This is a genomic window from Pseudomonas sp. CFBP 13602, assembly GCF_014842725.1.
GTDB classification, from domain to species: domain Bacteria; phylum Pseudomonadota; class Gammaproteobacteria; order Pseudomonadales; family Pseudomonadaceae; genus Aquipseudomonas; species Aquipseudomonas baltica.
On record NZ_JACYVT010000010.1, the window covers coordinates 18,560 to 44,290 of the forward strand.

The following is a 25,731-nucleotide window of genomic DNA, read 5'->3' on the forward strand; positions in this document are numbered from 1 at the left end:
CGATGGACCGGCAGGTCCGTCGCTCACTTTGCCTGCACAAACGCCAGGATCTTTCCCACAGCACTACCGGAATACGCCGACATACACCTTAGTCAAATGGAACTAGCTTTCCTTGGCGACGGCCGTCCTATTCCTGCCAGGGGACTGGCGACCCACGATCGGAAAACAACAAGACAGGGACTATCATGCGACATACAAAGCTTTGCTCCGCCATGCTCGCTCTGGGCCTGCTCGGCCAGGTCGGCCTCAGCCAGGCCGCGAACAGCCTGGTGTACTGCTCCGAAGGCAGCCCCGCAGGTTTCGACATCGCCCAGTACACCAGCGGCACCGACAACGATGCTTCGCAACCGATCTACAACCGCCTGACCGAATTCGAAAAAGGCGGGACCAGTGTCATTCCCGCACTGGCCACCAAATGGGACATCTCGGAAGACGGCCTGACCTACACCTTCCACCTGCGCGAAGGGGTCAAGTTCCACAGCAACGAGGCGTTCAAGCCAACCCGTGACTTCAACGCCGACGACGTGCTGTTCACCTTCAACCGCATGCTCGACCCCAACCAGCCGTTCCGCAAGGCCTACCCCACCGAGTTTCCCTACTTCGTCAGCATGAGCCTGGACAAGAACATCGCTAAGGTCGAAAAAGCTGACGACCACACCGTGGTGTTCACCCTCAACGCCGTGGATGCCGCGTTCGTGCAGAACATCGCCATGAACTTTGCCTCCATCCTGTCCGCCGAGTACGCCGACCAGCTGCTCAAGAGCGGCAACATGCGCGACATCAACCAGAAGCCGATCGGCACCGGCCCGTTCGCCTTCCAGCGTTACCAGAAGGACTCGCAGATCCGCTACAAGGCCAACCCGCAGTACTGGGACATGAGCCAGGTAAAGGTCGACCAGCTGATTTTCGCCATCAACACCGATGCTTCGGTGCGCATGCAGAAGCTCAAGAAGAACGAATGCCAGGTGACGGCCTACCCACGCCCCGCCGACCTCGCGGGCCTCAAGGCAGACCCCAAGCTCAAGGTCATGGAGCAGGCCGGCTACAACCTGGGCTACATCACCTACAACGTGCGCCACAAGCCGTTCGACCAGCTGGAAGTGCGCCAGGCGATGGACATGGCGGTGAACAAGGACGCCATCCTCAAGGCCGTCTACCAGGGTGCCGGGCAAAAAGCAGTCAATGCCATGCCGCCGACCCAGTGGTCCTACGACGAGAGCATCAAGGACGCACCTTTCGACCCGGAGAAAGCCAAGCAGATGCTGCAGGCCGCCGGGGTCAAGGAAGGCACCGAGATCACCCTCTGGGCCATGCCCGTGCAGCGTCCGTACAACCCCAACGCCAAGCTGATGGCTGAAATGCTGCAGGCCGACTGGGGCAAGATCGGCCTCAAGGTCAAGATCGTCAGCTACGAATGGGGCGAGTACCTGGACCGCACCAAACGCGGCGAACACGACGTTTCGCTGATTGGCTGGACTGGCGACAACGGTGACCCGGACAACTGGTTGGGCACGCTGTACAGCTGCGATGCGATTGGCAGCAACAACTACTCGATGTGGTGCAACCAGGACTACGACAAGCTGGTGCAGCAGGCCAAGCGCGTGACCGATCGCGACGAGCGCAGCGTGCTCTATCGCCAGGCGCAGCAGTTGCTCAAGCAGCAGGTGCCGATCACCCCGATCGCCCACTCCACCGTCAACCAGCCGGTCAGCGCCAAGGTCGACGGCTTCAAGGTCAGCCCGTTCGGGCGTAACGATTTCGGCGGCGTAAGCGTCCGCGACTAGATAAGCCCAGCCCTCCCAAACCCATGGTCGTGCCATGGGTTTGGGGAGCTTTTGGCAAAAAAGAGCAAGCAAACGTTTGCAACTGTCACCACCCGCCATGGATTGGGCACAAGCCGCCTCGATAAAGCGGCAATAAAACCAAAAAATGTAAGGAGCTTCAGTTGAAAATCACCAAGAGAGCAGTACTCACGTTGTCCTTGAGCGGTTTCACGCCCCTGGCCCTGGCCGAAGAAGTCAGCCAGGCTTTCGTCCCTCTCAGCGTCAAGACCAGCAGCGCCCAGGATGAAGCCCAGGGCTTCATCGAGGACTCGAGCCTGACCGGCTCGACGCGCAACTGGTTCGCCAAGGAAAAAGGCAAGCGCGGCCTGACCTGGGGCATCAACAAAGGCAACGGCGCCACCGAACGCACCGGCAGCCGCGACACCTGGGTACAGGGCACCATCGTCAACTACACCTCGGGCTTTACCCAAGGCACGGTAGGTTTCAGTACCGAAGTGGCGGCCTACAACACCGTGGCTCTGGAGCAAGGCAAAGGCCGCGTGGCTGGCGGCGGCAACCGCACCCTGACCGACCACGACGGCGAAGTGGTCGACCAGTGGACCAAGGCAGGCCTGGCCAACCTCAAGGCACGGGTTTCAAACACGGTGGTGACCGCCGGGCGGCAATCGCTGAACACACCGGTGCTGGCCTTCATCGGCAACCGTGCCCTGCCCTCCAGCTTCGAGGGTGTCAGCGTGCACAGCGCCGAGTTCGACAACCTCGATTTCGACCTCGGTACGTTCAGCCGGGTGTCGCCGCGCACCGAGCAGGGCCTGAGCAAATTCAGGACCGAGTACGGCAACGGCACCACTACCGATCAGGTCAACATCTTCGGCCTCAACTACCAGCCGCTGAAAAGCCTGACCACCAGCCTGTACGCGTCCAACGTCAAGGATCTCTGGAACCAGTACTATTTCGGCGCAGCCCATGAATTGGGGGATGCCTCGGTACTGAGCCTGAGCACCGGGTTCAACTATTACAAGACCAAGGATGCGGGCAGCGCCAAGATGGGTGCCATCGACAACGACACCTACAGCCTGTCGTTGACCGCGACGCACAAGGCGCACAGCCTGACCCTGGCCTTCCAGGAAGTGAACGGCGACGAATACTTCGACTATTTGCACGAGACCAACGCCATCTTCCTGGCCAACTCGCTGTTCTCCGACTACAACGGCCCGAACGAAAAATCGTTCCAGGTCGGCTACGGGCTGGACATGGCCAGCTATGGCGTACCGGGGCTCAAGTTCAGCGTCTACACCGCGCGCGGCTGGGGCATCGATGGCACGCGCTACAAGGGTGGCGGCTATGACGGCATTCAGGCTCAGGACGGCGAAAGCCATTACGAGTACGGCTTCGGCACCTCATACGCCGTGCAGGGCGGGCCATTGAAGGCCAGCACCATTCGCGCGACCTACAGTGCCCACCGCGCCAGCGCCAATCAGGTCGATGGCAGCCTCAACGAGCTGCGCATCGTCACTACCATTCCGTTCCAGATTCTTTGATCGGCGAGCGCTGCCCGTGGTTCGCCGAATCACGGGCAGCGACTACGCTTACGTGCGATTGCGAGGGCAACGATGAAAACGCTATCACTCAAGACTGCCGTAGCCGCCGCCCTGCTCGGCATGAGCCTGGGCGCCAGTGCCAAACCGCTGGTGGTCTGCACCGAAGCCAGTCCCGAAGGTTTCGATATCGTTCAGTACACCGGTGCGGTGACGGCCGACGCCTCAGCCGAAACGGTGTTCAACCGCCTCGTCGACTTCACGCCGGGCAGCACCGATATCCAGCCCGGCCTGGCACGAAGCTGGGACATCAGCGAAGACGGCAAGACCTACACTTTCCACCTGCGCGAGGGCGTGAAGTTCCATACCACGGACTACTTCAAGCCGACCCGCAACCTCACTGCCGACGACGTGCTGTGGAGCTTCATGCGCCAGTTCGATGCCAACCACCCCTGGCATGACAAGTCGACCATGGGCTATCCGTACTTCGAATCAATGGGCATGGGTGAGTTGATCCAGAGCATCGACAAGCTTGATGAGCTGACCGTGCGTTTCGTGCTCAAGCGCCCAGAGGCGCCCTTCCTGCGCGACATGGCAATGGGCTTCACCTCGATCTATTCCGCCGAATATGCCGACCAGTTGCTCAAGGCCGGCAAGACCGCCGAGCTGAACAGCAAGCCGATCGGCACCGGCCCCTTCGTGTTCGTGCGCTACAGCAAGGACGCTCAGGTTCGCTACAAGGCCAACCCCGACTATTACAACGGCAAGCCACCGGCCGACCCGCTGATCTTCGCCATCACCGTGGACAACAACGTGCGGGCGCAGAAGCTGCGCGCCAATGAATGCCAGGTCGCGGTGTACCCCAAGCCGGACGACGTGCCCGGCATCAAGGCCGACCCGCAGCTCAAGATCGCGGAAATGGACGCCCTGATGACCAGCTACGTGGCCATCAACACCACCCACAAGTACCTGAGCGACGTGCGCGTGCGCCAGGCCATCCAGATGGCCTTCGACAAGCAGACCTTCGTCCGTACGCTGTTCGGCGAAGGCAACGCAACGCCGGGCGTGGGCCCCTACCCGACCACCTTGCTGGGCTACAATCATTCCCTGAAGGACTTGCCCTACGATCCGGCCAAGGCCCGGGCGCTGCTCAAGGAAGCCGGCGTTCCGGAAGGTACGTCGTTCACCATCTTTGCGCGCAATGGCAGCAGCCCGACCAACCCCAATTCCAGCCTGGCGGCGCAGCTGCTCCAGGCGGACCTGGCCAAGGTAGGCATCAAGCTGGATATTCGCGTGCTGGAGTGGGGCGAGTTGATCAAGCGCCTGAAACTGAGCGAACATGACCTGGCTTTCTACGGTTGGGCCGGCGACAACGGCGATCCGGACAACTTTCTCAGCCCGAACCTGACGTGTGAAGCGGCGAAGAACGGCGAAAACGCCGCTCGCTGGTGCAACCCGGAGTTCGATGCATTGGTGAACAAGGCCCGCGAAGCCACTGAACCGGCGGCGCGCGCGGCGTTCTACGAACAGGCACAGGTCATTTTTCTCAAAGAGCAACCCTGGTTGAGCCTGGCGTATCCACGCCTGTTCTCGGCCATGCGCAAGAACGTCGAAGGCTTCCACATAAGCCCGATGACCAATAATAACTTCGCCACCACCCAGGTGAAGTAGAAAAAGACGCCCCGCTTCGGCGCCCATCCGGGCGGACGCGGGGCATGCCTAACCGGCTGATGAGGTACTACGCACGATGTTTAGTTTTATTGCCCGACGTGTGGGATTGCTGATCCCCACTTTCTTCGGCATCACGCTATTGACCTTCGCGTTGATACGCCTGATTCCCGGTGACCCTGTCGAAGTGATGATGGGCGAGCGTCGGGTCGACCCCGAAATGCACGCACAGGCGATGGAACGCCTGGGTCTGAACAAGCCCCTGTATGCCCAGTACCTGGACTACATCGGCAACCTTGCCCAGGGCAACCTGGGCGAGTCGCTGCGGACTCGGGAAAGCGTGTGGACCGAGTTCACCGCACTGTTTCCGGCCACCCTGGAGCTGTCCATTGCCGCGTTGATCTTCGCCGGCATTCTGGGCCTGCTCGCCGGGGTAATCGCCGCACTCAAGCGAGGCTCCCTGTTCGATCACGGGGTCATGGGCATCTCCCTGGCCGGCTATTCCATGCCGATTTTCTGGTGGGGCCTGATCCTGATCATGTTCTTCTCGGTGACCCTGGGCTGGACGCCGGTCTCCGGGCGCATCGACCTGTTGTACGACATCGAGCCGAAAACCGGCTTCATGCTCATCGACACGCTGTTCAGCGAAGACGAAGGCGCCTGGTGGGATGCTCTGCACCACCTGATTCTGCCGGCCATCGTATTGGGCACCATCCCGCTTGCGGTGATCGCGCGCATGACCCGTTCCTCGATGCTCGAAGTGCTGCGCGAGGACTACGTGCGCACCGCGCGCGCCAAGGGCCTGTCGCCGGCCCGCGTGGTCTTCGTGCACGGCCTGCGCAACGCGCTGATTCCGGTGCTGACGGTGTTCGGCCTGCAGGTCGGCACGCTGCTGGCCGGTGCGGTACTGACCGAAACCATTTTCTCCTGGCCGGGCATCGGCAAGTGGCTGATCGAGGCCATCGGCGCCCGTGACTACCCTGTCGTGCAGAACGGCATCCTGTTGATCGCCTGCCTGGTGATCCTGGTCAACTTCGTCGTGGATATCCTCTACGGCCTGGCCAACCCACGCATCCGTCATCAGCGCTGAGACCCTATCCATGACTACGAAAATCGAAACGGTAGCGGTGGATCAGAGCCTGCTCTATCCCTCCCCGTACAAAGAATTCTGGCAGGCTTTTGCCAAGAACAAGGGCGCCGTGGCCGGCCTGGTGTTCATGCTGATCATCGTCTTCTGCGCGCTGTTCGCGCCCTGGGTGGCACCGCACAACCCCAGCGAGCAGTACCGCGACTTTCTCCTGACCCCGCCGGTATGGCTGGAAGGCGGCCAGTGGCAGTTCATCCTGGGCACCGACGAACTGGGCCGCGACCTGCTTTCGCGCCTGATCCAGGGTTCGCGGCTGTCGCTGCTGATCGGCCTGTCGTCGGTGGTGATGTCACTGATCCCGGGCATCCTCATGGGTCTGCTGGCCGGCTTTTTCCCACGCATCCTCGGGCCGTCGATCATGCGCCTGATGGACGTCATGCTGGCGCTGCCGTCGCTGCTGCTGGCAGTGGCCATCGTCGCCATTCTCGGCCCTGGCCTGATCAACACCGTGATCGCCATTGCCGTGGTGTCGCTGCCTTCCTACGTGCGCCTGACCCGCGCTGCGGTGATGGGTGAACTGAACCGCGACTACGTGACCGCCGCGCGGCTGGCCGGGGCAACGCTGCCACGCCTGATGTTCATTACCGTGCTGCCCAACTGCATGGCGCCGCTGATCGTGCAGGCCACCTTGAGTTTCTCCTCGGCGATTCTCGACGCCGCTGCGCTGGGCTTCCTGGGCCTGGGCGTGCAGCCGCCGACGCCGGAATGGGGCACCATGCTGGCCTCGGCGCGGGACTACATCGAACGCGCCTGGTGGGTGGTGAGCCTGCCGGGTCTGACCATTCTGCTCAGCGTGCTGGCAATCAACCTGATGGGCGACGGGCTGCGCGATGCGCTGGACCCCAAACTCAAGAACGCCGCCTGAGGAGCCGACCATGTCACTTTTGAATATCAACAACCTGAACGTGCGCTTTGGCGACGCCAAGGCTGTGCCGGTCGTCGACGGGCTGGACCTCAGCGTGGACAAGGGCGAAGTGCTCGCCATCGTCGGCGAGTCGGGTTCGGGCAAGTCGGTGACCATGATGGCCCTGATGGGCCTGATCGACGCGCCCGGCATCGTCACGGCCGACTCGCTGCTGTTCGACGGCCACGACATGCTCAAGCTCAACGCACGGCAACGGCGCAAGGTGGTCGGCAAGGACCTGGCGATGATTTTCCAGGATCCGATGACCGCCCTGAACCCAAGCTACACCGTGGGCTTCCAGATCGAGGAGGTCTTGCGCCAGCATCTGGGCATGTCCGGCAAGGCCGCGCGCCAGCGGGCCCTGGAACTGCTCAAGAAGGTGGAAATTCCTGCGGCGGAAAGCCGTCTGGATGCCTACCCCCATCAACTGTCCGGTGGCATGAGCCAGCGCGTGGCAATCGCCATGGCGATTGCCGGCGAACCCAAGCTGCTGATCGCCGACGAACCCACCACTGCCCTGGACGTGACCATTCAGGCGCAGATCATGGAATTGCTGCTCAACCTGCAGCAAGAGCAGAACATGGGCTTGATCCTGATCACCCACGACCTTGCCGTGGTCGCCGAAACCGCCCAGCGCGTGTGCGTGATGTACGCCGGCCAGGCGGTGGAGGTGGGCCATGTGCCGCAACTGTTCGATATCCCTGCACACCCCTACAGTGAAGCGCTGCTGATGGCCATCCCCGAGCACAGCGAGGGCGCGGAGCGACTGGCCACCCTGCCCGGTATCGTCCCGGGCCGCTACGACCGTCCGCAGGGCTGCCTGCTTTCGCCACGCTGCCCGTACGTGCGTGAAAACTGCCGTACCGAACGCCCTGCCCTGGATCAGAAAACCCAGAGCCTGGCGCGCTGTTTCTACCCACTCAATCAGGAGGTGGCGTAATGAGCGTCGTACTGACCGCCCGCGACCTTACTCGCCACTACAACGTCTCGGCCGGGCTGTTCAAGCCTGATGCCGTGGTGCGCGCCCTCAATGGCGTGTCCTTCGAGCTCGAAGCCGGCAAGACCCTTGCCGTGGTCGGTGAATCGGGCTGCGGCAAGTCGACCCTGGCGCGTGCGCTGACCCTGATCGAAGAGCCTTCGTCCGGCTCGCTGCAGATTGCCGGCCAGGAAGTCGCCGGCGCCAGCAAGGCCGAGCGCAAGCAATTGCGCAAGGACGTGCAGATGGTCTTCCAGAGCCCTTATGCCTCGCTCAATCCGCGGCAGAAGATCGGCGATCAGCTGGGCGAGCCACTGCTCATCAACACCTCGCTGAGCAAGGCCGAGCGACGCGAGAAGGTGCAGGCCATGATGCAACAGGTCGGCCTGCGGCCCGAGCACTACCAGCGCTACCCGCACATGTTCTCCGGTGGTCAGCGCCAGCGTATTGCCTTGGCTCGTGCCATGATGCTGCAGCCAAAGGTGCTGGTCGCCGATGAGCCGACCTCGGCACTCGACGTGTCGATCCAGGCGCAGGTGCTGAACCTGTTCATGGACCTGCAGCAGGAGTTCAACACTGCGTACGTGTTCATTTCACACAACCTGGCGGTTGTGCGTCACGTGGCCGACCAGGTGCTGGTGATGTACCTGGGCCGGCCGGCGGAAATGGGGCCCAAGGAGGACATCTATACCCGGCCTCTGCACCCGTACACCCAGGCCCTGCTGTCGGCAACGCCGACCATCAAGCCCGATCCGCTCAAGCCCAAGATCAAGATCGTCGGCGAATTGCCCAACCCGTTGAATCCGCCGTCGGGCTGTGCATTCCACAAGCGTTGCCCGTACGCCACCGAACGCTGCAGCACGGAAATACCGGCGTTCCGGCCGGTGGATACGCGGCAAGTGGCGTGTCATTACGCCGAACAGTTCCTGTAACGCTTCAAGGCCTCTTCGCTCACTGTCGAAGAGGCCTTTTCCCTCCCCCTCCTCCCAGTGCATCCGCAGACGAATGTCTCTATGATGCCGAACATGATCAAAGACCCCTTCGCCCGCCTCAACCTCGATCGCGAGGTCATCACCGTCAGCCAGCTCAATGGCCGCGCCCGCGTATTGCTCGAAGACGTCTTCAGCAACATCTGGGTCGAAGGTGAAATCTCCAACCTGGCGCGTCCGGCGTCCGGCCACGTCTATTTCACCCTGAAGGACAGTGGTGCGCAGGTACGCTGCGCCTTGTTCAGGCAGAACGCCCAACGCGTGCGCCAGGTCCTCAAGGACGGCGCAGCGGTAAAGGTGCGTGGCAAGGTCTCGCTGTTCGAAGGCCGTGGTGACTATCAGCTGATCCTCGACACCGTGGAGCCTGCCGGCGACGGCGCGCTGCGCATGGCGTTCGATGCGCTCAAGGTCAAGCTCGATGCCGAAGGCCTGTTCAGCAGCGAACGCAAGGTCGCGCTGCCGGCTCACCCGCAACGTATCGGGATCGTCAGCTCGCCGACCGGCGCGGTAATCCGCGACATCATCAGCGTGTTCCGTCGCCGTGCCCCGCAGATCCAGTTGACCCTGATCCCGACCGCCGTGCAAGGCCGCGAAGCCACCGCTCAGATCGTCCGCGCCCTGCGCCTGGCCGATGCGCGCGGGTTCGACGCGATCATCCTCGCCCGTGGCGGCGGTTCGCTGGAAGACCTCTGGTGCTTCAACGAAGAAGCCGTGGCGCGCGCCGTCGATGCCTGCGTGACGCCGATCGTCAGCGCCGTAGGCCACGAGACCGACGTGTCCATCAGCGACTTCGTGGCCGACGTACGTGCCCCTACTCCTTCGGCAGCCGCCGAACTGCTGGCCCCGGATGCCGGCGACCTGCAGCGCCGACTCGACAGCCTGCAGCGGCGCCTGGTGTTGCGCATGCACAATCGCCTGGCCCACGAACGCCTGCGTGTGGAAGGGCTGACCCGTCGCCTGCGCCATCCCGGCGAGCGCCTGCGCCAACAGGCACAGCGCCTGGATGACCTGGACATGCGCATGCGCCGTGCCTTCGAGCGGCAGATGACCGCGCGCGGGCACCGCCTGGCACAGTTGCAGACGCGGCTGGCCGGGCAGCATCCGGACCGAGTCCTGCGGCTGCTCAAACAGCGCCTGGATGGCCTGGCCGAGCGTCTGCCGCGGGCCATGCGCGACACCCTCAAGGCGCGTCGTCTGTTACTGCAGAGCCAGGTGCAGACCCTGCACGTGGTCAGCCCATTGGCGACCCTCGGACGCGGCTACAGCATCCTGCTCGATGAGCGGGGCCAGGCCATCCGCAGCGCCGAGCAGACCCAGCGCGGTCAATGCCTGATCGCAAGGCTCGGCGAAGGCGAGCTTGCAGTGCGCGTCGAGGACAATCACCTCACGCCCGTTACCCTTTCCCTACTGGACTGATCCATGCCGCGTTTTCTCGTTGTCGCCCTGCTGATATGCCTGTCTTCGTTCGCCCAGGCGGACAGCTACATCACCCGGCTGTTGAACAAACCGGTGCCCGGCGGCGTGGTGGTGGTCGATCTGGGCAGCGCCAGCCAGGCACCAAAGGCCACCTACGATGGCAGGCAGGTGCTGGTGGTCAACGAGCAAGGCACCTGGCGCGCCATCGTAGGTATTCCATTGACGGTCAAGCCGGGCCCGGCGCAGTTGAGCGTGGCCGGGCGCACCGTCGCTTTTCAGGTGGGCAGCAAACAGTACCCGGAACAGCGGATCACTTTGAAGAATACACGGCAGGTCAACCCCAACCCGGCCGACATCAAACGCATCGACGGCGAACTGGCCGAGCAGCTGCGCGCCTATCGCAGCTTCAGCGCTGGCACGCCGAGCAACCTGCTGCTGGACAAGCCTGTCAGCGGACCGCTGTCGAGCAAGTTCGGCGTGCGGCGTTTCTTCAACGGCGAGGAGCGCAATCCTCACTCGGGCCTGGATTTCGCGGTGCCGGCCGGCACGCCGATCAAGACCCCTGCCAATGGCAAGGTGATTCTGGTGGGTGATTACTTCTTCAATGGCAACACCGTGTTCGTCGACCATGGGCAGGGCTTCATCAGCATGTTCTGTCACATGTCCAAGATCGACGTGAAGGTCGGGCAAAGCCTGGTACGCGGTGCAGTGGTCGGCCGGGTCGGCTCCACCGGCCGCGCGACCGGACCGCACATGCACTGGAATGTCAGCCTCAACGATGCGCGGGTCGATCCGGCGATCTTCATCAACGCCTTTCAGCCTTGATCCACCGGAAATCCTCTCAGCACTGCTTGACCTGTGGGAGCGGGCTCTGCCCGCGAAGGCCGCACCGTCGACCCAGCGCATTGCGCCGCCCCTTAAAGCCACGCAATCTCTGGCACCTCTTTCCAAATATTCAGCAATAAAATCTCGCCTGCTCCGAGATACCCAACTCCCCTACCATTTTCCTCAATACCCTTGCCATTTTTCACCCCACTGGTTAGGGTTGGGGTCATGAACACTGCACACACCCTCATCCAGCTCCGCCAGCATCGCAGCCTCTGCCTGGTCAGTGCACGACTGCCTGGCTGAAACGCGTCGCCTCGCCTCTTCACCATTCGAATGACCGGCAGGCCCTTTCCCCAGGCTGCTCACCAAGGATTTTCACCATGTCCATGCTCAAAGACCCGTCGCAGAAGTACCGTGCGTTCCCGACTATCGACCTGCCCGACCGCACTTGGCCGTCGAAAGCCATCACGGTGGCCCCTATCTGGTGCAGCTCCGACCTGCGAGACGGCAATCAATCGCTGATCGAGCCCATGGACGCAGCCAAGAAGCTGCGCTTCTGGAAAACCCTGGTCGCCGTTGGCGTGAAGGAAATCGAAGCCTCCTTCCCTTCCGCGTCGCAGACCGATTTCGACTTCGTGCGCACCCTGATCGAAGACGGCCATATCCCGGACGACACGACCATTCAGGTGTTGACCCAAGCCCGCGAAGACCTCATTGCGCGCACCTTCGAATCGCTCAAGGGCGCCAAGAAGGCCATCGTTCACCTGTACAACGCCACGTCGCCGTCCTTCCGCAAGATCGTGTTCAACCAGGACAAGCAGGGCGTCAAGGACATCGCGGTAAATGCCGCCAAGCTGTTCGTCAAATACGCAGCCCAGCAGCCTGAAACCCAGTGGACCTTCCAGTACTCCCCGGAAACTTTCAGCGCCACCGAGCTCGAGTTTGCCAAGGAAGTCTGCGATGCGGTGATCGAGGTGTGGAATCCCACCCCGCAGAACAAGGTCATCCTCAACCTGCCGGCCACCGTGGAGGTGTCCACGCCCAACATCTATGCCGACCAGATCGAATGGTTCGGCCGCCATATCAACCGTCGCGACAGCGTGCTGTTGAGCCTGCACACGCACAACGACCGTGGCACCGGCGTGGCTGCCACCGAGCTGGGTCTGATGGCCGGCGCGGATCGCGTCGAAGGCTGCCTGTTCGGCAACGGCGAACGTACCGGTAACGTCGACCTGGTGACCCTCGGCTTGAACCTGTACACCCAGGGCGTCGATCCCGAGCTGGATTTTTCCGATATCGACGGCATCCGCAAGGTGGTCGAAGAGTGCAACCAGTTGCCGGTGCACCCTCGTCATCCGTACGTGGGCGATCTGGTTCACACCGCGTTTTCCGGCTCGCACCAGGATGCCATCCGCAAGGGGTTTACCCAGCAGAAGGAAGGCACGTTGTGGGAGGTGCCATACCTGCCGATCGACCCGGCCGACATCGGTCGCAGCTACGAAGCAGTCATCCGCGTGAACAGTCAGTCGGGCAAGGGTGGCATCACCTACCTGCTGGAACAAGAATACGGCATCAGCCTGCCGCGCCGCATGCAGATCGAGTTCAGCCAGGTGGTACAGGGTGAAACCGACCGCCTGGGCCTCGAGATGACCGCCCAGCAGATCTACGCCTTGTTGCGTAAAGAGTATCTGCAGGCCAACACGCCTTACGCGCTGATCAGTCATCGGTTGCAGGAAGAAAACGGCAACAGTGCCGTGGACGTCGAAGTGCACAGTGATGGAGAAACCCAACACTGGCGTGGCAAGGGTAACGGCGCGCTGGAAGCGCTGGTCGCCTCCATGCCAATCGCCGTCGAGATCATGGACTACAACGAACACGCCATCGGCGCAGGCACGAACGCCAAGGCCGCAGCCTACATCGAGCTGCGGGTGGCCGGTGGCCGTCCCGTGCATGGCGTGGGTGTGGACGAAAACATCACCACAGCCAGCTTTAAGGCCCTGTTCAGCGCGCTGAACCGGTCGCTGAGCCAGCAGGAAGCGAAAGCTGCCTGATATGGGTAGTCGTACAAGAACCGGCCCATCAGGGCCGGTTTTTTATGCCTGCGCTACCCCGTAGGAGCGGTCATCGGCCGCGAAAAACACACCGCAGTGTGTCAGAGATAACGCCATGAACCCTTCGCGGCCACAGACCGCTCCTACAAACTATCGAATCATCGGCCGCGAAAAACGCACCGCGGCGTGTCAGGCATGAGCATTCCTAGCGCAACTCGTATTCGTCAGCGTCCAGGTGGGCCGGGAACCTGCCGCGGTGGGCGCGCAACGCTTCGGTACTGAGGCTTGCGTGGAAGACCCCGTCGGCCTCGCCAGCGCTCAGCAGATTCTCGCCCTGAAAGTCCAGCACCTGGCTGTCGCCTGTGTAGGCAAAGCCCTTGCCATCGGTGCCCACGCGGTTCACTGCGGCTACGTAACACAGGTTCTCGATTGCCCGAGCTGGCAGCAGGCGGTTCCAGTGCATGCGTCGCGCGCCCGGCCAGTTGGCGGTGTACAGCAGCAGGTCAGTGCCTTGGGCATCGCGGCTCCACACTGGAAAACGCAGGTCGTAGCAGATCAACGGACGCACGCGCCAGCCCTTCACGGAAAACACCGCCTGGTGCTCCCCAGCACTGTAGTGCTCGTGCTCTGCAGCCATGCGAAACAGATGGCGCTTGTCGTAATGCAGCATCTGGCCGTCCGGGCACGCCCACAACAGGCGGTTGCGATAGCTGCCGTCTGCAGCCTGGACGATCACGCTGCCGGTCACTACCGCGTCGAGCTTGTCGGCCCACGCCAACAGCCAGCCGTGAGTCACCCCATTCTCCGGCTCGCACTGGCTTTCGGACTCCATCGAGAACCCTGTGGTGAACATCTCCGGCAGGACCACCAGATCTGCACCCCGCGCGTGCTCGAGCAAGGCATCGAAGTGCTCGAGATTGGCTTCGCGGTCGTGCCAGGCCAGCTGGGTCTGCACCAATGCGAGCTTGAGTTCCGGGGCATGCTCGACAACAGTCGCTTCACTCATATTCGGCATAATGTGCTCGCTGCCTCGCGCAGCGTCTCCTCACGTTTGGCGAAACACAACCGGATCAGGCGCTGATCCGCTACCGGGGTGCAATAGAACACCGACACCGGAATGCTCGCTACCCCATGCTCGCGCGTCAACCACAGCGCCATGTCGACATCGTTCAGGTCAGGCCGGATCGCCGAATAGTCGACCAGTTGGAAGTAGGTACCGGGCGTGGGTGTCAACGTGAAGCGGGAATCCGCCAGCAGGTCGCAGAGCAGATCACGCTTGCCTTGATAGAACGCCGGCAGCTCATCCACATGTCCAGGGTGTGCGGCCATGTAGTCGGCCAACGCGTACTGCAGCGGCGTGACCCCGCAGAAGCTGACGTACTGGTGCACCTTGCGCAGTTCCCGGCTCAGGGCCGGCGGTGCGATCACATAGCCGGTTTTCCAGCCCGTGACGTGGTAGGTCTTGCCGAACGAGCTGACCACGAACGCGCGCTCATACAAGCGTTCATGAGCGAGCACGCTGGCGTGAGCGACGCCGTCGAACACCAGATGCTCATAGACCTCGTCGCTGAGTATGTAGATGTCGCGGTCGGCGATCAGTGCCGCCAACTGGTCCAGTTCCGCGGCACTGATCAAGGCACCGCTGGGATTATGCGGCGTGTTGATGATGATCATGCGTGTGCGCGCGGTAATGGCATCGCTCAACCGCTGCCAGTCGATCGTGAAGTTCTCGGCATCCAGCTGCACGTGCACGCAGGTGCCGCCAGCCAGCTCGACCGAGGGTTCGTAGCTGTCGTAGCAGGGATCGAACACGATGACTTCATCGCCGTGGCGAATGACCGCCTGGATCGCGCAGAAAATTGCCTGGGTGGCGCCCGGTGTGATGGTGATCTCGGTTTCGGCGCTCACAGTGCGCCGGTACAGACGCTCGACCTTGGTCGCCACCTGTTCGCGCAGGGCCGGTAGGCCGGTCATGGGCGAGTATTGGTTGTGGCCTGCCAGCACATGTCGACCGACCGCCTCGAGCAAGGCAGGCGGACCGTCGAAATCCGGGAAACCCTGGGACAGGTTCAAGGCGCCGGTTTGTGCGGCAAGTTGCGACATGGTGGTGAAGATGGTGGTGCCGACATTCGGCAGCTTGCTGCTGATCATGAGCTGCTCCCTGGAAAACCGTTCTCCAGTGTAGCAGGCAGACCGCATCCACCGCCGACGCGGCTTGCGCCGCTGCTACGGGGGGCGTGGTGTGTCTGATGGACCGCATCCACCGCCGACGCGGCTTGCGCCGCTGCTACGGGGGGCGTGGTGTGTCTGACGGACCGCAACCACCGCTGACGCGGCTTGCGCCGCTGCTACGGGGGGCGTGGTGTGTCTGACGGACCGCATCCACCGCCGACGCGGCTTGCGCCGCTGCTACGGGAGCGTGGTGCGTCTGAAGGACCGCATCCACCGCCGACGCGGCTTGCGCCGCTGCTACGGGGGGCGTGGTGTGTCTGACGGACCGCAACCACCGCCGACGCGGCTTGCGCCGCTGCTACGGGTTACACATTTTCCTGTAGCAGCGGCGCGAGCCGCGTCCGGCGTCACCACGGTGTATCAACGCTTGTCGCGGCGCTTCTTGTCGGCCTTCTTGTGGTGCGACATCAGGCGGCGCTTCTTGTTGACCTGGCGATCGGTGAGGGTGTTCTTGTTGCCCTCGTACGGGTTCTCGCCACCCTTGAACTCGATACGGATCGGCGTACCGACCAGCTTGAGCACCCGGCGATAGGTGTTTTCCAGATAGCGCACATACGACTTGGGTACCCGCTCCACCTGGTTGCCGTGGATCACGATCAACGGCGGGTTGGCACCACCCAAGTGCGCGTAACGCAACTTGATGCGGCGGCTGTTGACCATCGGCGGCTGGTGCTCCTGCACCGCATCCTCGAGGATCTGCGTCAGGCGGCTGGTGGGCCAACGCGTGATCGCCGACTTGAACGAAGCCTGCACCGATGCATACAGGTTACCCACGCCGGTGCCGTGCAGCGCCGAGATGAAGTGGATGTCGGCAAAGTCGACGAAGAACAACCGCCGCTCCAGCTCGACCTTCACATAGTCGCGCTCGCTGGGCTGCATGCCATCCCACTTGTTCAGCGCGATGACGATGGCACGACCGGTTTCCAGGGCGAAGCCCAGCAGGTTCAAGTCGTGGTCGACCACGCCTTCGCGCGCGTCCATGACGAAGATCACCACGTTGGCGTCCTTGATCGCCTGCAGCGTCTTGACCACCGAGAACTTCTCGACTTCCTCGTGGATCTTGCCGCGCTTGCGCACACCGGCCGTGTCGATCAGCGTGTATTTCTCTTCGTTGCGCTCGAAGGGAATGTAGATGCTGTCGCGGGTAGTGCCCGGCTGGTCATAGACGATGACCCGGTCTTCACCGAGCATGCGGTTGACCAGGGTCGACTTGCCAACGTTGGGCCGACCGATGATGGCGATCTTGATGCCATCCTTCTCGCTCGGGCCCGGGATGCGCACGGCCTCCTCGCCTTCGGCCACATCGGCTTCGAGGTCGACTTCGTCATCGTCGCGCGGAAACTCGCCCAGGGCGGCTTCGAGCAACGTGTTGAGGCCGCGGCCCTGGGCACCGGCCACGGGAATCGCGTCGCCCATGCCCAACGGGGCAAATTCGGCCTTGGCCATTTCCGGGTCGACGTTGTCGACCTTGTTGGCCACCAGCAGCGAGCGCTTGTTACGCTTGCGCAGGTGTTCGGCAATCATCTGGTCCGCGGAGGTGAAACCGGCGCGCGCGTCGACCAGGAACATCACGACATCGGCTTCTTCGATGGCCAGCAGCGACTGCTCGGCCATCTTTTCGTCCATGCCGTGCTCGTCACCGGAAATACCACCGGTGTCGACCAGAATGTAGGAACGCCCTTGCCAGCGCGCCTCACCGTATTGGCGATCACGGGTAAGACCAGACAGGTCGCCGACAATGGCGTCACGGCTCTTGGTCAGGCGGTTGAACATGGTGGATTTACCGACGTTGGGTCGGCCCACCAGGGCGATTACGGGAACCATGCGGCTCTCCACTGCGTTGATTCAGAAAATACAAAGGCCGCTGCAGGCAGCGGCCGGAGTTCGAGGCGCTTCTAAGGAAGCGGCTTGCCGACACCCGCGGGTGTCAGCAAGCATAGTCAATCACTGCTTGACGGTCAGGGCTTCCAGCTTGCCACTGTTGCCGAAAATATAAAGCATGTCGCCGACGACCAGCGGGCGAGCCCGCACGCCATCGCTGTCGACCCGGGTGCGGCTGACGAAACGACCGTCGACCTGGCTCAACAGATGGACATAACCTTCCAGGTCGCCCACTGCGATGTAGCTGGAGAACACTTCGGGCGCCGACAACTGACGACGGGCCAGCTGGTCGTTGCTCCACAGGGCGGTGGTGGAACGCTCGTCGACGCCCTCCACGGTTCCCGAGGCCAGGCTGGTGTAGACGTTGCCGAAGCCCTGCGCGACACCCGCGTAGCTGGAGGCATCACGCTGCCACAGCACGCGCCCGCTTTCCAGGTCCAGGCCGGCCATGCGGCCCTGATAGGTGGTCACATACAACGTGCCACCGGACAGCAGCAGGCCGCCGTCGATATCGACCACCCGATCCAGTTCGGAGCGGCCCTGGGGCACGGCAACCCGCGCTTCCCAGACCGGCACGCCGTTGGAAACGTCCAACGCCACGACCTTGCCGGTCGACAGCCCGGCAATCGCCAGCTGGTTGGTCACCAGCGGCGCGCCCGTACCGCGCAGGGTCAGCACCGCCGGGGTGCTGTCGTACAGCCAGCGCTGGTCGCCAGTGCTGGCATCCAGGCCGATCAGGCGATCATCCTGGGTCTGCACTACAACGACGTTGCCATTGTTGGCCGGTGGCGCCAGCACTTCACTGTTCACCCGCGCCTTCCAGCGCTGTTCGCCGGTATCGGCGTCCAGAGCGATCACGTCGCCACGCAGGGTCCCCAGGGTCACCATGCCGTAGCTCACACCGACGGCACCGGAAACCGGCTGGTCCAGATCCTTCTTCCACAACACGTCACCGGTCATGCGGTTCATCGCGACCACTTCACCGGTTACATCGGCGGCGTAGATACGGTCGTTCTCGACGGCCGGCACGAGCATGTTGTAGGTCTTGCCCTGGCCATCGCCGATACCGCGGCTCCAGACCTTCTGCAAGGACACTTCTTCCTTGAAGTCGGTCAGCTCGGCCGGTGGTAGTTCCTTCTTGCTGTTGCTGCTGCAACCCACGGCCATCAAGGCCAGGGCCAGCAATGCTGCATGTTTCCAACGGATCACGTCACGCATCCCCTTTGGCCAGGTCGTCGAGCTTGATTTGAAGGCCACCCACCGCCGCTTCATCGGACAGCGCAGCCTTGGCTTTTTGATAGGCGGCATAAGCGTCGTCGCTGCGGCCCAGTTGCACCAGCAGGTCACCCTTGAGCTCTTCGCGGGCCGCCAGGAAGGCCTTGTCGGTGTCGCCGTCGAGCAGCTTCAAGGCGTCTTCGGCCTTGTTCTGCGCGGCCATGACCTGTGCCAGGCGCTGACGCGCAACCTCACCCAAGGTGGTGTCGGCTGGCTTGTCGACCACCGTCTTGAGCTCGGCTGCAGCGTCATCGAGCTTGCCGGCATCGACGGCAGCCTTGGCCAGGAACAGGCTGGCGTACTGCGCGTAGGCAGTACCGCCGAACTCGTTCTTGAGCTTGCCGGCCAGATCCGCCACCTGGGCGGTATCGGGCTTGCCGGTCGGGGTCAGGCTGGCTTCCAGCAACTGCTGGTACAGGTTGGAAGCGCTCTGCGACTGGTTGCTCTGGTATCGGGTCCAGGCTTGCCAGCCGAACACGATGACCAGGGCCAGCAGGCCACCAGTCACCAAGGGCTTGCCGTTACGCTGCCACCAGTCCTTGAGTTCGCCCATTTGTTCGTCTTCGGTACTCGACACCCCAATGCTCCTATTCGCGCAAATGCTTGATGCTTGCTTGATTCAGCCCTGCACAACGCAGGTCGCCAGATGATCGGCCAATGCCGACCAGGCAATGTTCTGTTGTTCGCCCTGGCCGCGCAGGGGTTTGAAACCTAACACTTGTTGGGCCAGTTCGTCGTCCCCCAGGATCAAGGCATGCAACGCACCGCTCTTGTCGGCTTTCTTGAACTGACTCTTGAAGCTGCCGGCACCGGCATTGACCATCAAGCGCAGCCCAGGCACTTCGTCGCGCAGCCGCTCGGCCAGGGTCAGACCTGCCAGCTCGGCCTGCTCGCCAAATGCACACAGGTACACATCGACCTGTCGGGAAATCGACTCGGGCACCTGCTCCAGGGTTTCGAGCAGCAGGATCAGACGCTCGATGCCCATGGCAAAGCCCACGCCCGGTGTCGGCTTGCCGCCCATCTGCTCGACCAGGCCATCATAGCGGCCACCGGCACAGACGGTGCCCTGGGCGCCCAGCTTGTCGGTGACCCATTCGAAGACGGTCTTGCTGTAGTAGTCCAGGCCACGCACCAGCTTGGGGTTGATCACGTAGGGAATGCCGGCGGCGTCCAGACGTGCCTTCAAACCTTCGAAATGCACGCGCGACTCGTCGTCGAGATAATCCGCCAGCTTCGGTGCGTTGACCAACACCGCCTGGGTTTCCGGGTGCTTGGTATCGAGCACGCGCAGCGGGTTGGTTTTCAGGCGGCGCTGACTGTCCTCGTCGATCTGGTCCAGGTGCGCGGTGAGAAACTCCACCAACGCCTCGCGATAGCGACCGCGCGCTTCGCTGGTACCCAGGCTGTTGAGTTCCAGGGTGACCGCGTCACGAATACCCAGCAGCTTCCACAGCCGCCAGGTCAGCACGATCAGCTCGGCATCGATGTCCGGGCCGTCGAGGTTGAACACCTCCAGGCCAATCTGGTGAAACTGGCGATAGCGCCCTTTCTGCGGCCGCTCATGACGAAACATCGGCCCCATGTACCAGAGCTTCTGCACCTGGCCACCACCGCTCAAGCCATGTTCGAGCACTGCCCGAACACAGGCTGCAGTGCCTTCGGGGCGCAGCGTGAGGGAATCGCCGTTGCGATCCTCGAAGGTGTACATCTCTTTTTCGACGATATCGGTGACTTCGCCGATGGAGCGCTTGAACAGGTCGGTGAACTCGACGATGGGCATGCGGATCTGGCGGTAGCCGTAGCCGTCCAGCAAACCGGCCACGGTGCCTTCGAAGTAGCGCCACAGCGGCGTCTGCTCGGGCAGGATGTCGTTCATGCCACGAATGGCTTGCAGAGTCTTGCTCACAAAATATCCTTAGAAATCCCGGTTAGCCGCGAATGATCAACGCCGCGTCGGCTTCGACCTTTTCCGCTGCCTTCTGCCGGATCAGCCTTTCGAGCTCATCCACCAGATTGTCGTTGGTCAGTTTCTGTGACGGCTTGCCGTCGATGTAGATCAGGTTTGGCGTACCGCCAGTCAGACCGACATGGGCCTCCTTGGCCTCGCCCGGTCCGTTGACCACGCAACCGATGACCGCGACGTCCAGCGGCACCAGCAGGTCTTCGAGACGCCCTTCCAGTTCGTTCATGGTCTTGACCACGTCGAAGTTCTGTCGCGAACAGCTGGGGCAGGCAATGAAGTTGATGCCACGCGAACGCAGGCGCAACGACTTGAGGATGTCGTAACCAACCTTGACCTCCTCCACCGGATCGGCTGCCAGCGAAATGCGAATGGTGTCGCCGATACCGTCGGCCAGCAGCATGCCCAGACCGACCGCCGACTTGACCGTGCCGGAGCGCAGGCCACCGGCCTCGGTGATGCCCAGGTGCAAGGGCTGGATGATCTGCTTGGCGAGCAGGCGATAGGCGTCGACGGCCATGAACACGTCGGACGCTTTCACGCTGACCTTGAAATCGTGGAAATCCAGGCGCACCAGATGCTCGACGTGACGCAGCGCCGACTCGACCAGCGCTTCGGGCGTCGGCTCGCCGTACTTCTTCTGCAGATCCTTTTCCAGCGAGCCTGCGTTGACGCCGATCCGGATCGGGATACCGCGATCGCGAGCGGCATCGACCACGGCACGCACGCGGTCTTCGCGACCGATGTTGCCGGGGTTGATGCGCAGGCAGTCCACGCCCAGTTCGGCCACACGCAAGGCGATCTTGTAGTCGAAGTGGATGTCTGCCACCAGCGGCACGCTGACGCGCTGCTTGATGCGACCGAACGCCTCGGCGGCGTCCATGTCGGGCACGGACACGCGCACGATGTCGGCACCGGCATCGACCAGACGCTGGATCTGCCCCACGGTGGCATCGACGTCATTGGTATCGGTATTGGTCATGCTTTGCACGGCAATGGGCGCATCGCCCCCCACCGGTACCGAGCCAACCCATATTTTGCGCGATTCGCGGCGCTTGATCGGAGATTCACCGTGCATGTTATTGCCCCAGCTTCATGCGAGCAGTATTGCCCTTGGTAAAGGGCGCGACATCCACCGCTTGACCGTTGTAAGTCACCTGGGCGGCATTGGCCACGCCCAGGCGTATGGCGAACGGCGGCTTGCCGCCGACCTGAAGATTCTCGCCGGAACGCTTGAGACCGCTGTACAGGACCTTGCCGGTGGCATCACTGACCTGAGTCCAGCAATCGGCGACGAAGTTGATCCCGACCTGGCCTTGCCCGGCCACTGGAGCCTCAATGGGCGCAGGGACGGCAGCCGGGGCGGCAGCACTGCTAGTCGGGGCGCTGCTCGGGCTCGGCGCGGCAACGGTCGCTGGTGTCTGCGCCGCAACCGGCGGCTGCGGCGCCGTGGCGGCAGGCGTACCGGTGGTGGCCGGGTCGACCGGGGCCTGGCCCTGGTTCAGGCTCAAGGCCGTCGGCTCGCCTTCGCGCGCAGCCACGACCGCCTGGTCTTCAGGCTCGTCGAGCGGATGGATCTGGGTGGTGCCATCGGCGCTTTCGACTTCGACGTGCTCCAGCGCGACGTTGGTCGGATCGGTGCCCCGCGCGGTGGTCTTGTCCTGCCACCAGAGGAAACCGCCACCCACCAGCGCCAGTACCAGCATCAGGCTGACGATGCGCAGCAGGTTGTGAGCCAGGCGCGATGGTTCTTCGATGCGACCCAGGCCATGCACGTTGCTGCCCTGCGCATTGGTGCCCGTGTACTGGTCGAACGCCTGCACCAGTACTGCCTGATCCAGACCCAGCAACTTGGCATAGGCGCGGATGTAGCCACGGGAAAAGGTGTGCCCGGGCAGCTTGTCGAACGCGCCCGCTTCCAGGTTGGCCAGCGAGGTGGGCGTGAGATTGAGCCGGGCGGCCACCTCAGGCAACGACCACTCTTTGCTTTCGCGGGCCTGACGCAAGGTATCGCCGGGGTTTACACGAGAGCCTGCTGCTACTTCGGGATGCGCCGCTTTCATCTTTGCTCCGACAGGTATTGCTGATATTCCGGCGTACCGGGATAAAGCCGTTTGAGTTGCAGGCCATAACTGGCGGCCTTGTTCTTGTCTTCGTAGACTTTCGCCAGACGCGTGCCAAGCAGCAGGCTGCGCGCGGTGTGCTCGCTCAGCTGGGTGAACCGGTCGAAATACTCCTTGGCCGGCACATAATGCATGTCCTGGTATGACATCTCGGCCATTTCCAGCAATGCACGGGGCTGCTGCCGATTGAGCCGCAGGGCCTTCTCCAGGTTCTGCTGTGCCACCTCGCGTTGCCCAAGGGCCACTGCGGTCATGCCGAGGTTCTCGAAGACCCGTGAACGCTCCGGGTAAAGCGTATCGGCGGCGGCCTTCTCGAACAGTTCATAGGCTTCCTTGTAGCGTTTCTGCTCGTACAGGAAACTGCCGTAGTTGTTCAGGATACGGGCATCGCTGCGAGCGTTCAAAGCCTTGCGAAAATGCTGCTCGGCGAGCTCCGGTTCCATCTCCGCCTGGAACACCAGGGCCAGTGCGGCATTGGCGTCGGCGTCGGAGCTGTTCAGCTCCAGGGCCTTTTTCAAGGGAATCTTCGCCCGTTCGGTACTGCCTTCCTGCAGGTAGCCCAGGCCCAGTTGCACATAGGCCTGACGTGCCTCGTCCCGCCCCTTGCTGGTGTCCATCGGATTGACCTTGCCCGTGGTGACGCAGCCGGTCAGCAAGGCGAATACGATCAGCAGCGCAGCGCGCAGGGTCATGGGGTTCCTCTCGTTCAGTTCCGATTCGCGGCAGTTTGCGGCATATCGGCCTCAGCGCCTAATTGGCGTACGGCGATGTAGCGTTCACTGCGGCGCGTGCGGTCCATGACCTGACCCACCAACTGGCCACAGGCCGCGTCGATGTCCTCGCCGCGGGTGGTGCGTACGGTGACGTTGAAGCCAGCCTGATGCAGGTGATCCTGGAAACGACGGATCGCATTGTTGCTCGGGCGCTCGTAGCCGGAATGCGGGAACGGGTTGAACGGAATGAGGTTGACCTTGCAGGGCACGTTCTTGAGCAACTCGACCATTTCCACGGCATGCTCGAGCTGGTCGTTGACGTCCTTGAGCAGGGTGTACTCGATAGTCAGCACGCGCTTCTCGCCCAGCTGCGACATGTAGCGCTGGCACGACTCGAGCAGCATCTTGAGCGGGTACTTCTTGTTGATCGGCACCAACTGGTTGCGCAACGCGTCGTTGGGCGCGTGCAGCGACAGGGCCAGGGAGACGTCGATGTGATCGGCGAGCACGTCGATCATGGGCACGACACCCGAGGTCGACAGGGTGACCCGGCGTTTGGAGATGCCATAGCCCAGGTCATCCATCATCAGGCGCATGGCCGCGATGACGTTGTCGAAGTTCAGCAGCGGCTCGCCCATGCCCATCATCACCACGTTGGTGATGGCACGGTCGACGGTCGCCGGGACGCTGCCGAAGGATTTGTTGGCAATCCACACCTGGCCAATGACTTCGGCGGCGGTGAGGTTGCTGTTGAAGCCTTGTTTGCCGGTGGAGCAGAAACTGCAATCCAGCGCACAGCCCGCCTGGGACGACACACACAAGGTGCCACGCTTGCCCTGGGGGATGTACACGGTCTCGACGCAGCTGCCGGACGCCACGCGCACCACCCACTTGCGGGTGCCGTCGGTGGAAATGTCCTCGCTGACCACTTCGGGGCCGCGGATCTCGGCACAGGCCTTGAGCTTTTCGCGCAGGGCCTTGCCGACGTTGGTCATGGCATCGAAATCGTCCACGCCAAAATGGTGAATCCACTTCATGACCTGACCGGCACGAAAGCGCTTCTCCCCGATCGAGTCGAAGAACTGTTCCATTTCCGGTTGAGTCAGACCCAACAGGTTCGTCTTGCCAGTCATATCAGTCATGGGTTCACCTTCACTCGTTGGCCGTGGCTTAGCGAGTGGTTACTTCGGTAGTAGCGAAGAAGTATGCGATTTCGCGGGCAGCAGCGGCTTCGGAGTCCGAACCGTGGACGGCGTTGGCGTCGATGGATTCGGCGAAGTCGGCACGGATGGTACCGGCAGCAGCTTCTTTAGGGTTGGTAGCACCCATCAGTTCGCGGTTCAGAGCGATGGCGTTTTCACCTTCCAGAACCTGGACGACGACCGGGCCGGAAGTCATGAAGGCAACCAGCTCACCGAAGAAGCCACGAGCGCTGTGTTCGGCGTAGAAGCCTTCGGCTTCGGCTTTGGACAGTTGCTTGAGTTTCGAGGCAACGACGCGCAGGCCGGCTTTTTCGAAACGAGTGGTGATCTCGCCGATGACGTTCTTGGCGACGGCGTCGGGCTTGATGATGGAGAAAGTACGTTGAACAGCCATGTGAAACTCCAGAAACAGTGATTGAAGCGAAAAATTAAACCCGCGAATTATACGCGGGTTCCGGGGTATTGCCTAACCTGCAAATCGATCAGTCCTTTTCGGCAGCCCAGAGGGTCTGCACCGCCTCGAGCACCTTCTCGCCGACGCGACCGGAGGCGTCGTCGAAATCGGGCAGCGCCTTGATCATCTGCTGCAGGCGGGTGAAGCCGATCGAATACGGATCGAGTTCCGGATGCCGTTCTTCCAGCTCCTCGGCGATCCGCTGTACATCATTCCAACCATAGCTCATGACGATTCCTCGGTCAGTGCGGCGCTTCGGCGGCGTGATTGAGCGAGTACTTGGGAATCTCGACGGTGATGTCCTGGGTGCCGACCTTGGCCTGGCAGCTCAGGCGCGACGTCGGCTCAAGGCCCCAAGCGCGATCGAGGAAATCCTCTTCCAGCTCGTCGGCTTCTTCCAGCGTGTCGAAACCGGCACGGATCACGCAATGGCAGGTGGTGCAGGCGCACACGCCGCCACAGGCACTCTCGATCTCGATGTGATGATCGTGGGCAACGTCGAGCAGCGACCGGCCAGTTTCAGCTTCGACCACCATGCCGTCCGGGCAATGCTCGGCGTGGGGCAGAAAAGTCACCTTCGGCATCAG

At 62.4% G+C, this 25,731-nt stretch carries 23 protein-coding genes; 10 read left to right on the plus strand and 13 right to left on the minus strand.

Features of this window, described 5'->3' with window-relative positions:
- The first annotated feature begins 185 nt into the window (after nucleotides 1-185).
- The 10 genes from IFU31_RS19355 (at nucleotide 186) to leuA (ending at nucleotide 13,301) form a co-directional block, all read left to right on the plus strand.
- Nucleotides 186-1,784: an ABC transporter substrate-binding protein gene (locus IFU31_RS19355; protein WP_122479530.1), complete on the plus strand. Its 1,599-nt coding sequence runs from the start codon at nucleotides 186-188 to the stop codon at nucleotides 1,782-1,784.
- Nucleotides 1,785-1,945: 161 nt separating this feature from the next.
- Nucleotides 1,946-3,325: an OprD family porin gene (locus IFU31_RS19360; RefSeq protein WP_122479531.1), complete on the plus strand. Its 1,380-nt coding sequence runs from the start codon at nucleotides 1,946-1,948 to the stop codon at nucleotides 3,323-3,325.
- Between the two features lie 72 nt (nucleotides 3,326-3,397).
- Nucleotides 3,398-4,993 carry an ABC transporter substrate-binding protein gene (locus IFU31_RS19365; protein WP_192104248.1) on the plus strand — a complete coding sequence of 532 codons (1,596 nt, stop codon included), beginning with the start codon at nucleotides 3,398-3,400 and terminating at the stop codon, nucleotides 4,991-4,993.
- Nucleotides 4,994-5,069: 76 nt separating this feature from the next.
- Nucleotides 5,070-6,080, plus strand: a complete 1,011-nt coding sequence (locus tag IFU31_RS19370) for an ABC transporter permease subunit (protein ID WP_122479533.1) — start codon at nucleotides 5,070-5,072, stop codon at nucleotides 6,078-6,080.
- A 10-nt stretch (nucleotides 6,081-6,090) separates the two neighbouring features.
- Nucleotides 6,091-7,002, plus strand: coding sequence for an ABC transporter permease subunit (locus IFU31_RS19375; RefSeq protein WP_049861914.1), 912 nt, complete (start codon nucleotides 6,091-6,093; stop codon nucleotides 7,000-7,002).
- A 10-nt stretch (nucleotides 7,003-7,012) separates the two neighbouring features.
- Complete coding sequence (locus IFU31_RS19380) at nucleotides 7,013-7,981, plus strand: ABC transporter ATP-binding protein (protein ID WP_122479534.1); 969 nt, start codon at nucleotides 7,013-7,015, stop codon at nucleotides 7,979-7,981.
- Nucleotides 7,981-8,949 (plus strand): peptide ABC transporter ATP-binding protein, encoded by a 969-nt coding sequence (locus IFU31_RS19385; RefSeq protein ID WP_122479535.1) that lies wholly within the window; start codon nucleotides 7,981-7,983, stop codon nucleotides 8,947-8,949. Before IFU31_RS19380 ends, IFU31_RS19385 begins: the two co-directional genes overlap by 1 nt.
- A gap of 93 nt (nucleotides 8,950-9,042) precedes the next feature.
- Nucleotides 9,043-10,422 carry an exodeoxyribonuclease VII large subunit gene (gene xseA / locus IFU31_RS19390; RefSeq protein WP_122479737.1) on the plus strand — a complete coding sequence of 460 codons (1,380 nt, stop codon included), beginning with the start codon at nucleotides 9,043-9,045 and terminating at the stop codon, nucleotides 10,420-10,422.
- Nucleotides 10,423-10,425: 3 nt separating this feature from the next.
- The gene (locus tag IFU31_RS19395) at nucleotides 10,426-11,247 is read left to right on the plus strand and encodes a M23 family metallopeptidase (RefSeq protein WP_192104250.1); all 822 of its coding nucleotides are present in this window, start codon (nucleotides 10,426-10,428) and stop codon (nucleotides 11,245-11,247) included.
- Between the two features lie 383 nt (nucleotides 11,248-11,630).
- Nucleotides 11,631-13,301, plus strand: a complete 1,671-nt coding sequence (leuA, locus tag IFU31_RS19400) for a 2-isopropylmalate synthase (protein ID WP_192053571.1) — start codon at nucleotides 11,631-11,633, stop codon at nucleotides 13,299-13,301.
- Nucleotides 13,302-13,506: 205 nt separating this feature from the next.
- Here leuA and IFU31_RS19405 read toward each other — a convergent pair whose 3' ends face one another.
- The 13 genes from IFU31_RS19405 to fdx all read right to left on the minus strand — a co-directional run bounded on the left by IFU31_RS19405 (nucleotide 13,507) and on the right by fdx (nucleotide 25,728).
- Nucleotides 13,507-14,307 (minus strand): amidohydrolase, encoded by an 801-nt coding sequence (locus tag IFU31_RS19405; RefSeq protein WP_192104351.1) that lies wholly within the window; start codon nucleotides 14,305-14,307, stop codon nucleotides 13,507-13,509.
- Entirely contained in the window at nucleotides 14,304-15,452 is a 1,149-nt protein-coding gene (locus IFU31_RS19410; RefSeq protein WP_192104252.1) for a pyridoxal phosphate-dependent aminotransferase, read from the minus strand. The genes IFU31_RS19405 and IFU31_RS19410 overlap by 4 nt, the downstream gene beginning before the upstream one ends.
- A 441-nt stretch (nucleotides 15,453-15,893) precedes the next feature.
- Nucleotides 15,894-17,357: a ribosome biogenesis GTPase Der gene (der, locus tag IFU31_RS19415; RefSeq protein ID WP_192104254.1), complete on the minus strand. Its 1,464-nt coding sequence runs from the start codon at nucleotides 17,355-17,357 to the stop codon at nucleotides 15,894-15,896.
- A 120-nt stretch (nucleotides 17,358-17,477) separates the two neighbouring features.
- On the minus strand, nucleotides 17,478-18,632 hold the full coding sequence (gene bamB, locus IFU31_RS19420; RefSeq protein ID WP_197976848.1) for an outer membrane protein assembly factor BamB: 1,155 nt from the start codon (nucleotides 18,630-18,632) through the stop codon (nucleotides 17,478-17,480).
- Entirely contained in the window at nucleotides 18,625-19,266 is a 642-nt protein-coding gene (locus tag IFU31_RS19425; RefSeq protein ID WP_122479543.1) for a tetratricopeptide repeat protein, read from the minus strand. The genes bamB and IFU31_RS19425 overlap by 8 nt, the downstream gene beginning before the upstream one ends.
- 42 nt (nucleotides 19,267-19,308) lie before the next feature.
- On the minus strand, nucleotides 19,309-20,598 hold the full coding sequence (gene hisS / locus IFU31_RS19430; protein WP_192104256.1) for a histidine--tRNA ligase: 1,290 nt from the start codon (nucleotides 20,596-20,598) through the stop codon (nucleotides 19,309-19,311).
- 22 nt (nucleotides 20,599-20,620) lie between these two features.
- Entirely contained in the window at nucleotides 20,621-21,730 is a 1,110-nt protein-coding gene (gene ispG, locus IFU31_RS19435; protein ID WP_122713484.1) for a flavodoxin-dependent (E)-4-hydroxy-3-methylbut-2-enyl-diphosphate synthase, read from the minus strand.
- A gap of 1 nt (nucleotide 21,731) precedes the next feature.
- Nucleotides 21,732-22,715 (minus strand): RodZ domain-containing protein, encoded by a 984-nt coding sequence (locus tag IFU31_RS19440; protein ID WP_192104258.1) that lies wholly within the window; start codon nucleotides 22,713-22,715, stop codon nucleotides 21,732-21,734.
- Nucleotides 22,712-23,467: a type IV pilus biogenesis/stability protein PilW gene (gene pilW, locus IFU31_RS19445; RefSeq protein ID WP_043186565.1), complete on the minus strand. Its 756-nt coding sequence runs from the start codon at nucleotides 23,465-23,467 to the stop codon at nucleotides 22,712-22,714. Before pilW ends, IFU31_RS19440 begins: the two co-directional genes overlap by 4 nt.
- 14 nt (nucleotides 23,468-23,481) lie before the next feature.
- Nucleotides 23,482-24,630 (minus strand): 23S rRNA (adenine(2503)-C(2))-methyltransferase RlmN, encoded by a 1,149-nt coding sequence (gene rlmN, locus IFU31_RS19450; protein ID WP_122479547.1) that lies wholly within the window; start codon nucleotides 24,628-24,630, stop codon nucleotides 23,482-23,484.
- Nucleotides 24,631-24,658: 28 nt separating this feature from the next.
- Nucleotides 24,659-25,084 (minus strand): nucleoside-diphosphate kinase, encoded by a 426-nt coding sequence (ndk, locus tag IFU31_RS19455; protein ID WP_043186559.1) that lies wholly within the window; start codon nucleotides 25,082-25,084, stop codon nucleotides 24,659-24,661.
- Between the two features lie 88 nt (nucleotides 25,085-25,172).
- Complete coding sequence (iscX, locus tag IFU31_RS19460) at nucleotides 25,173-25,373, minus strand: Fe-S cluster assembly protein IscX (protein WP_122479548.1); 201 nt, start codon at nucleotides 25,371-25,373, stop codon at nucleotides 25,173-25,175.
- Nucleotides 25,374-25,386: 13 nt separating this feature from the next.
- Nucleotides 25,387-25,728: an ISC system 2Fe-2S type ferredoxin gene (gene fdx, locus IFU31_RS19465; protein ID WP_122479549.1), complete on the minus strand. Its 342-nt coding sequence runs from the start codon at nucleotides 25,726-25,728 to the stop codon at nucleotides 25,387-25,389.
- Between the last annotated feature and the right edge of the window lie 3 nt (nucleotides 25,729-25,731).

Bases quoted from the DNA above. Each gene is read 5' to 3' on its own strand.
- IFU31_RS19355 (WP_122479530.1), top strand. From the start codon at position 186: ATGCGACATACAAAGCTTTGCTCCGCCATGCTCGCTCTGGGCCTGCTC.
- IFU31_RS19365 (WP_192104248.1), top strand. From the start codon at position 3,398: ATGAAAACGCTATCACTCAAGACTGCCGTAGCCGCCGCCCTGCTCGGC.
- IFU31_RS19370 (WP_122479533.1), top strand. From the start codon at position 5,070: ATGTTTAGTTTTATTGCCCGACGTGTGGGATTGCTGATCCCCACTTTC.
- IFU31_RS19375 (WP_049861914.1), top strand. From the start codon at position 6,091: ATGACTACGAAAATCGAAACGGTAGCGGTGGATCAGAGCCTGCTCTAT.
- IFU31_RS19380 (WP_122479534.1), top strand. From the start codon at position 7,013: ATGTCACTTTTGAATATCAACAACCTGAACGTGCGCTTTGGCGACGCC.
- IFU31_RS19385 (WP_122479535.1), top strand. From the start codon at position 7,981: ATGAGCGTCGTACTGACCGCCCGCGACCTTACTCGCCACTACAACGTC.
- xseA (WP_122479737.1), top strand. From the start codon at position 9,043: ATGATCAAAGACCCCTTCGCCCGCCTCAACCTCGATCGCGAGGTCATC.
- IFU31_RS19395 (WP_192104250.1), top strand. From the start codon at position 10,426: ATGCCGCGTTTTCTCGTTGTCGCCCTGCTGATATGCCTGTCTTCGTTC.
- leuA (WP_192053571.1), top strand. From the start codon at position 11,631: ATGTCCATGCTCAAAGACCCGTCGCAGAAGTACCGTGCGTTCCCGACT.
- IFU31_RS19405 (WP_192104351.1), bottom strand. From the start codon at position 14,307: ATGAGTGAAGCGACTGTTGTCGAGCATGCCCCGGAACTCAAGCTCGCA.
- IFU31_RS19410 (WP_192104252.1), bottom strand. From the start codon at position 15,452: ATGATCAGCAGCAAGCTGCCGAATGTCGGCACCACCATCTTCACCACC.
- der (WP_192104254.1), bottom strand. From the start codon at position 17,357: ATGGTTCCCGTAATCGCCCTGGTGGGCCGACCCAACGTCGGTAAATCC.
- bamB (WP_197976848.1), bottom strand. From the start codon at position 18,632: ATGCGTGACGTGATCCGTTGGAAACATGCAGCATTGCTGGCCCTGGCC.
- ispG (WP_122713484.1), bottom strand. From the start codon at position 21,730: ATGCACGGTGAATCTCCGATCAAGCGCCGCGAATCGCGCAAAATATGG.
- IFU31_RS19440 (WP_192104258.1), bottom strand. From the start codon at position 22,715: ATGAAAGCGGCGCATCCCGAAGTAGCAGCAGGCTCTCGTGTAAACCCC.
- pilW (WP_043186565.1), bottom strand. From the start codon at position 23,467: ATGACCCTGCGCGCTGCGCTGCTGATCGTATTCGCCTTGCTGACCGGC.
- rlmN (WP_122479547.1), bottom strand. From the start codon at position 24,630: ATGACTGATATGACTGGCAAGACGAACCTGTTGGGTCTGACTCAACCG.
- ndk (WP_043186559.1), bottom strand. From the start codon at position 25,084: ATGGCTGTTCAACGTACTTTCTCCATCATCAAGCCCGACGCCGTCGCC.
- iscX (WP_122479548.1), bottom strand. From the start codon at position 25,373: ATGAGCTATGGTTGGAATGATGTACAGCGGATCGCCGAGGAGCTGGAA.
- fdx (WP_122479549.1), bottom strand. From the start codon at position 25,728: ATGCCGAAGGTGACTTTTCTGCCCCACGCCGAGCATTGCCCGGACGGC.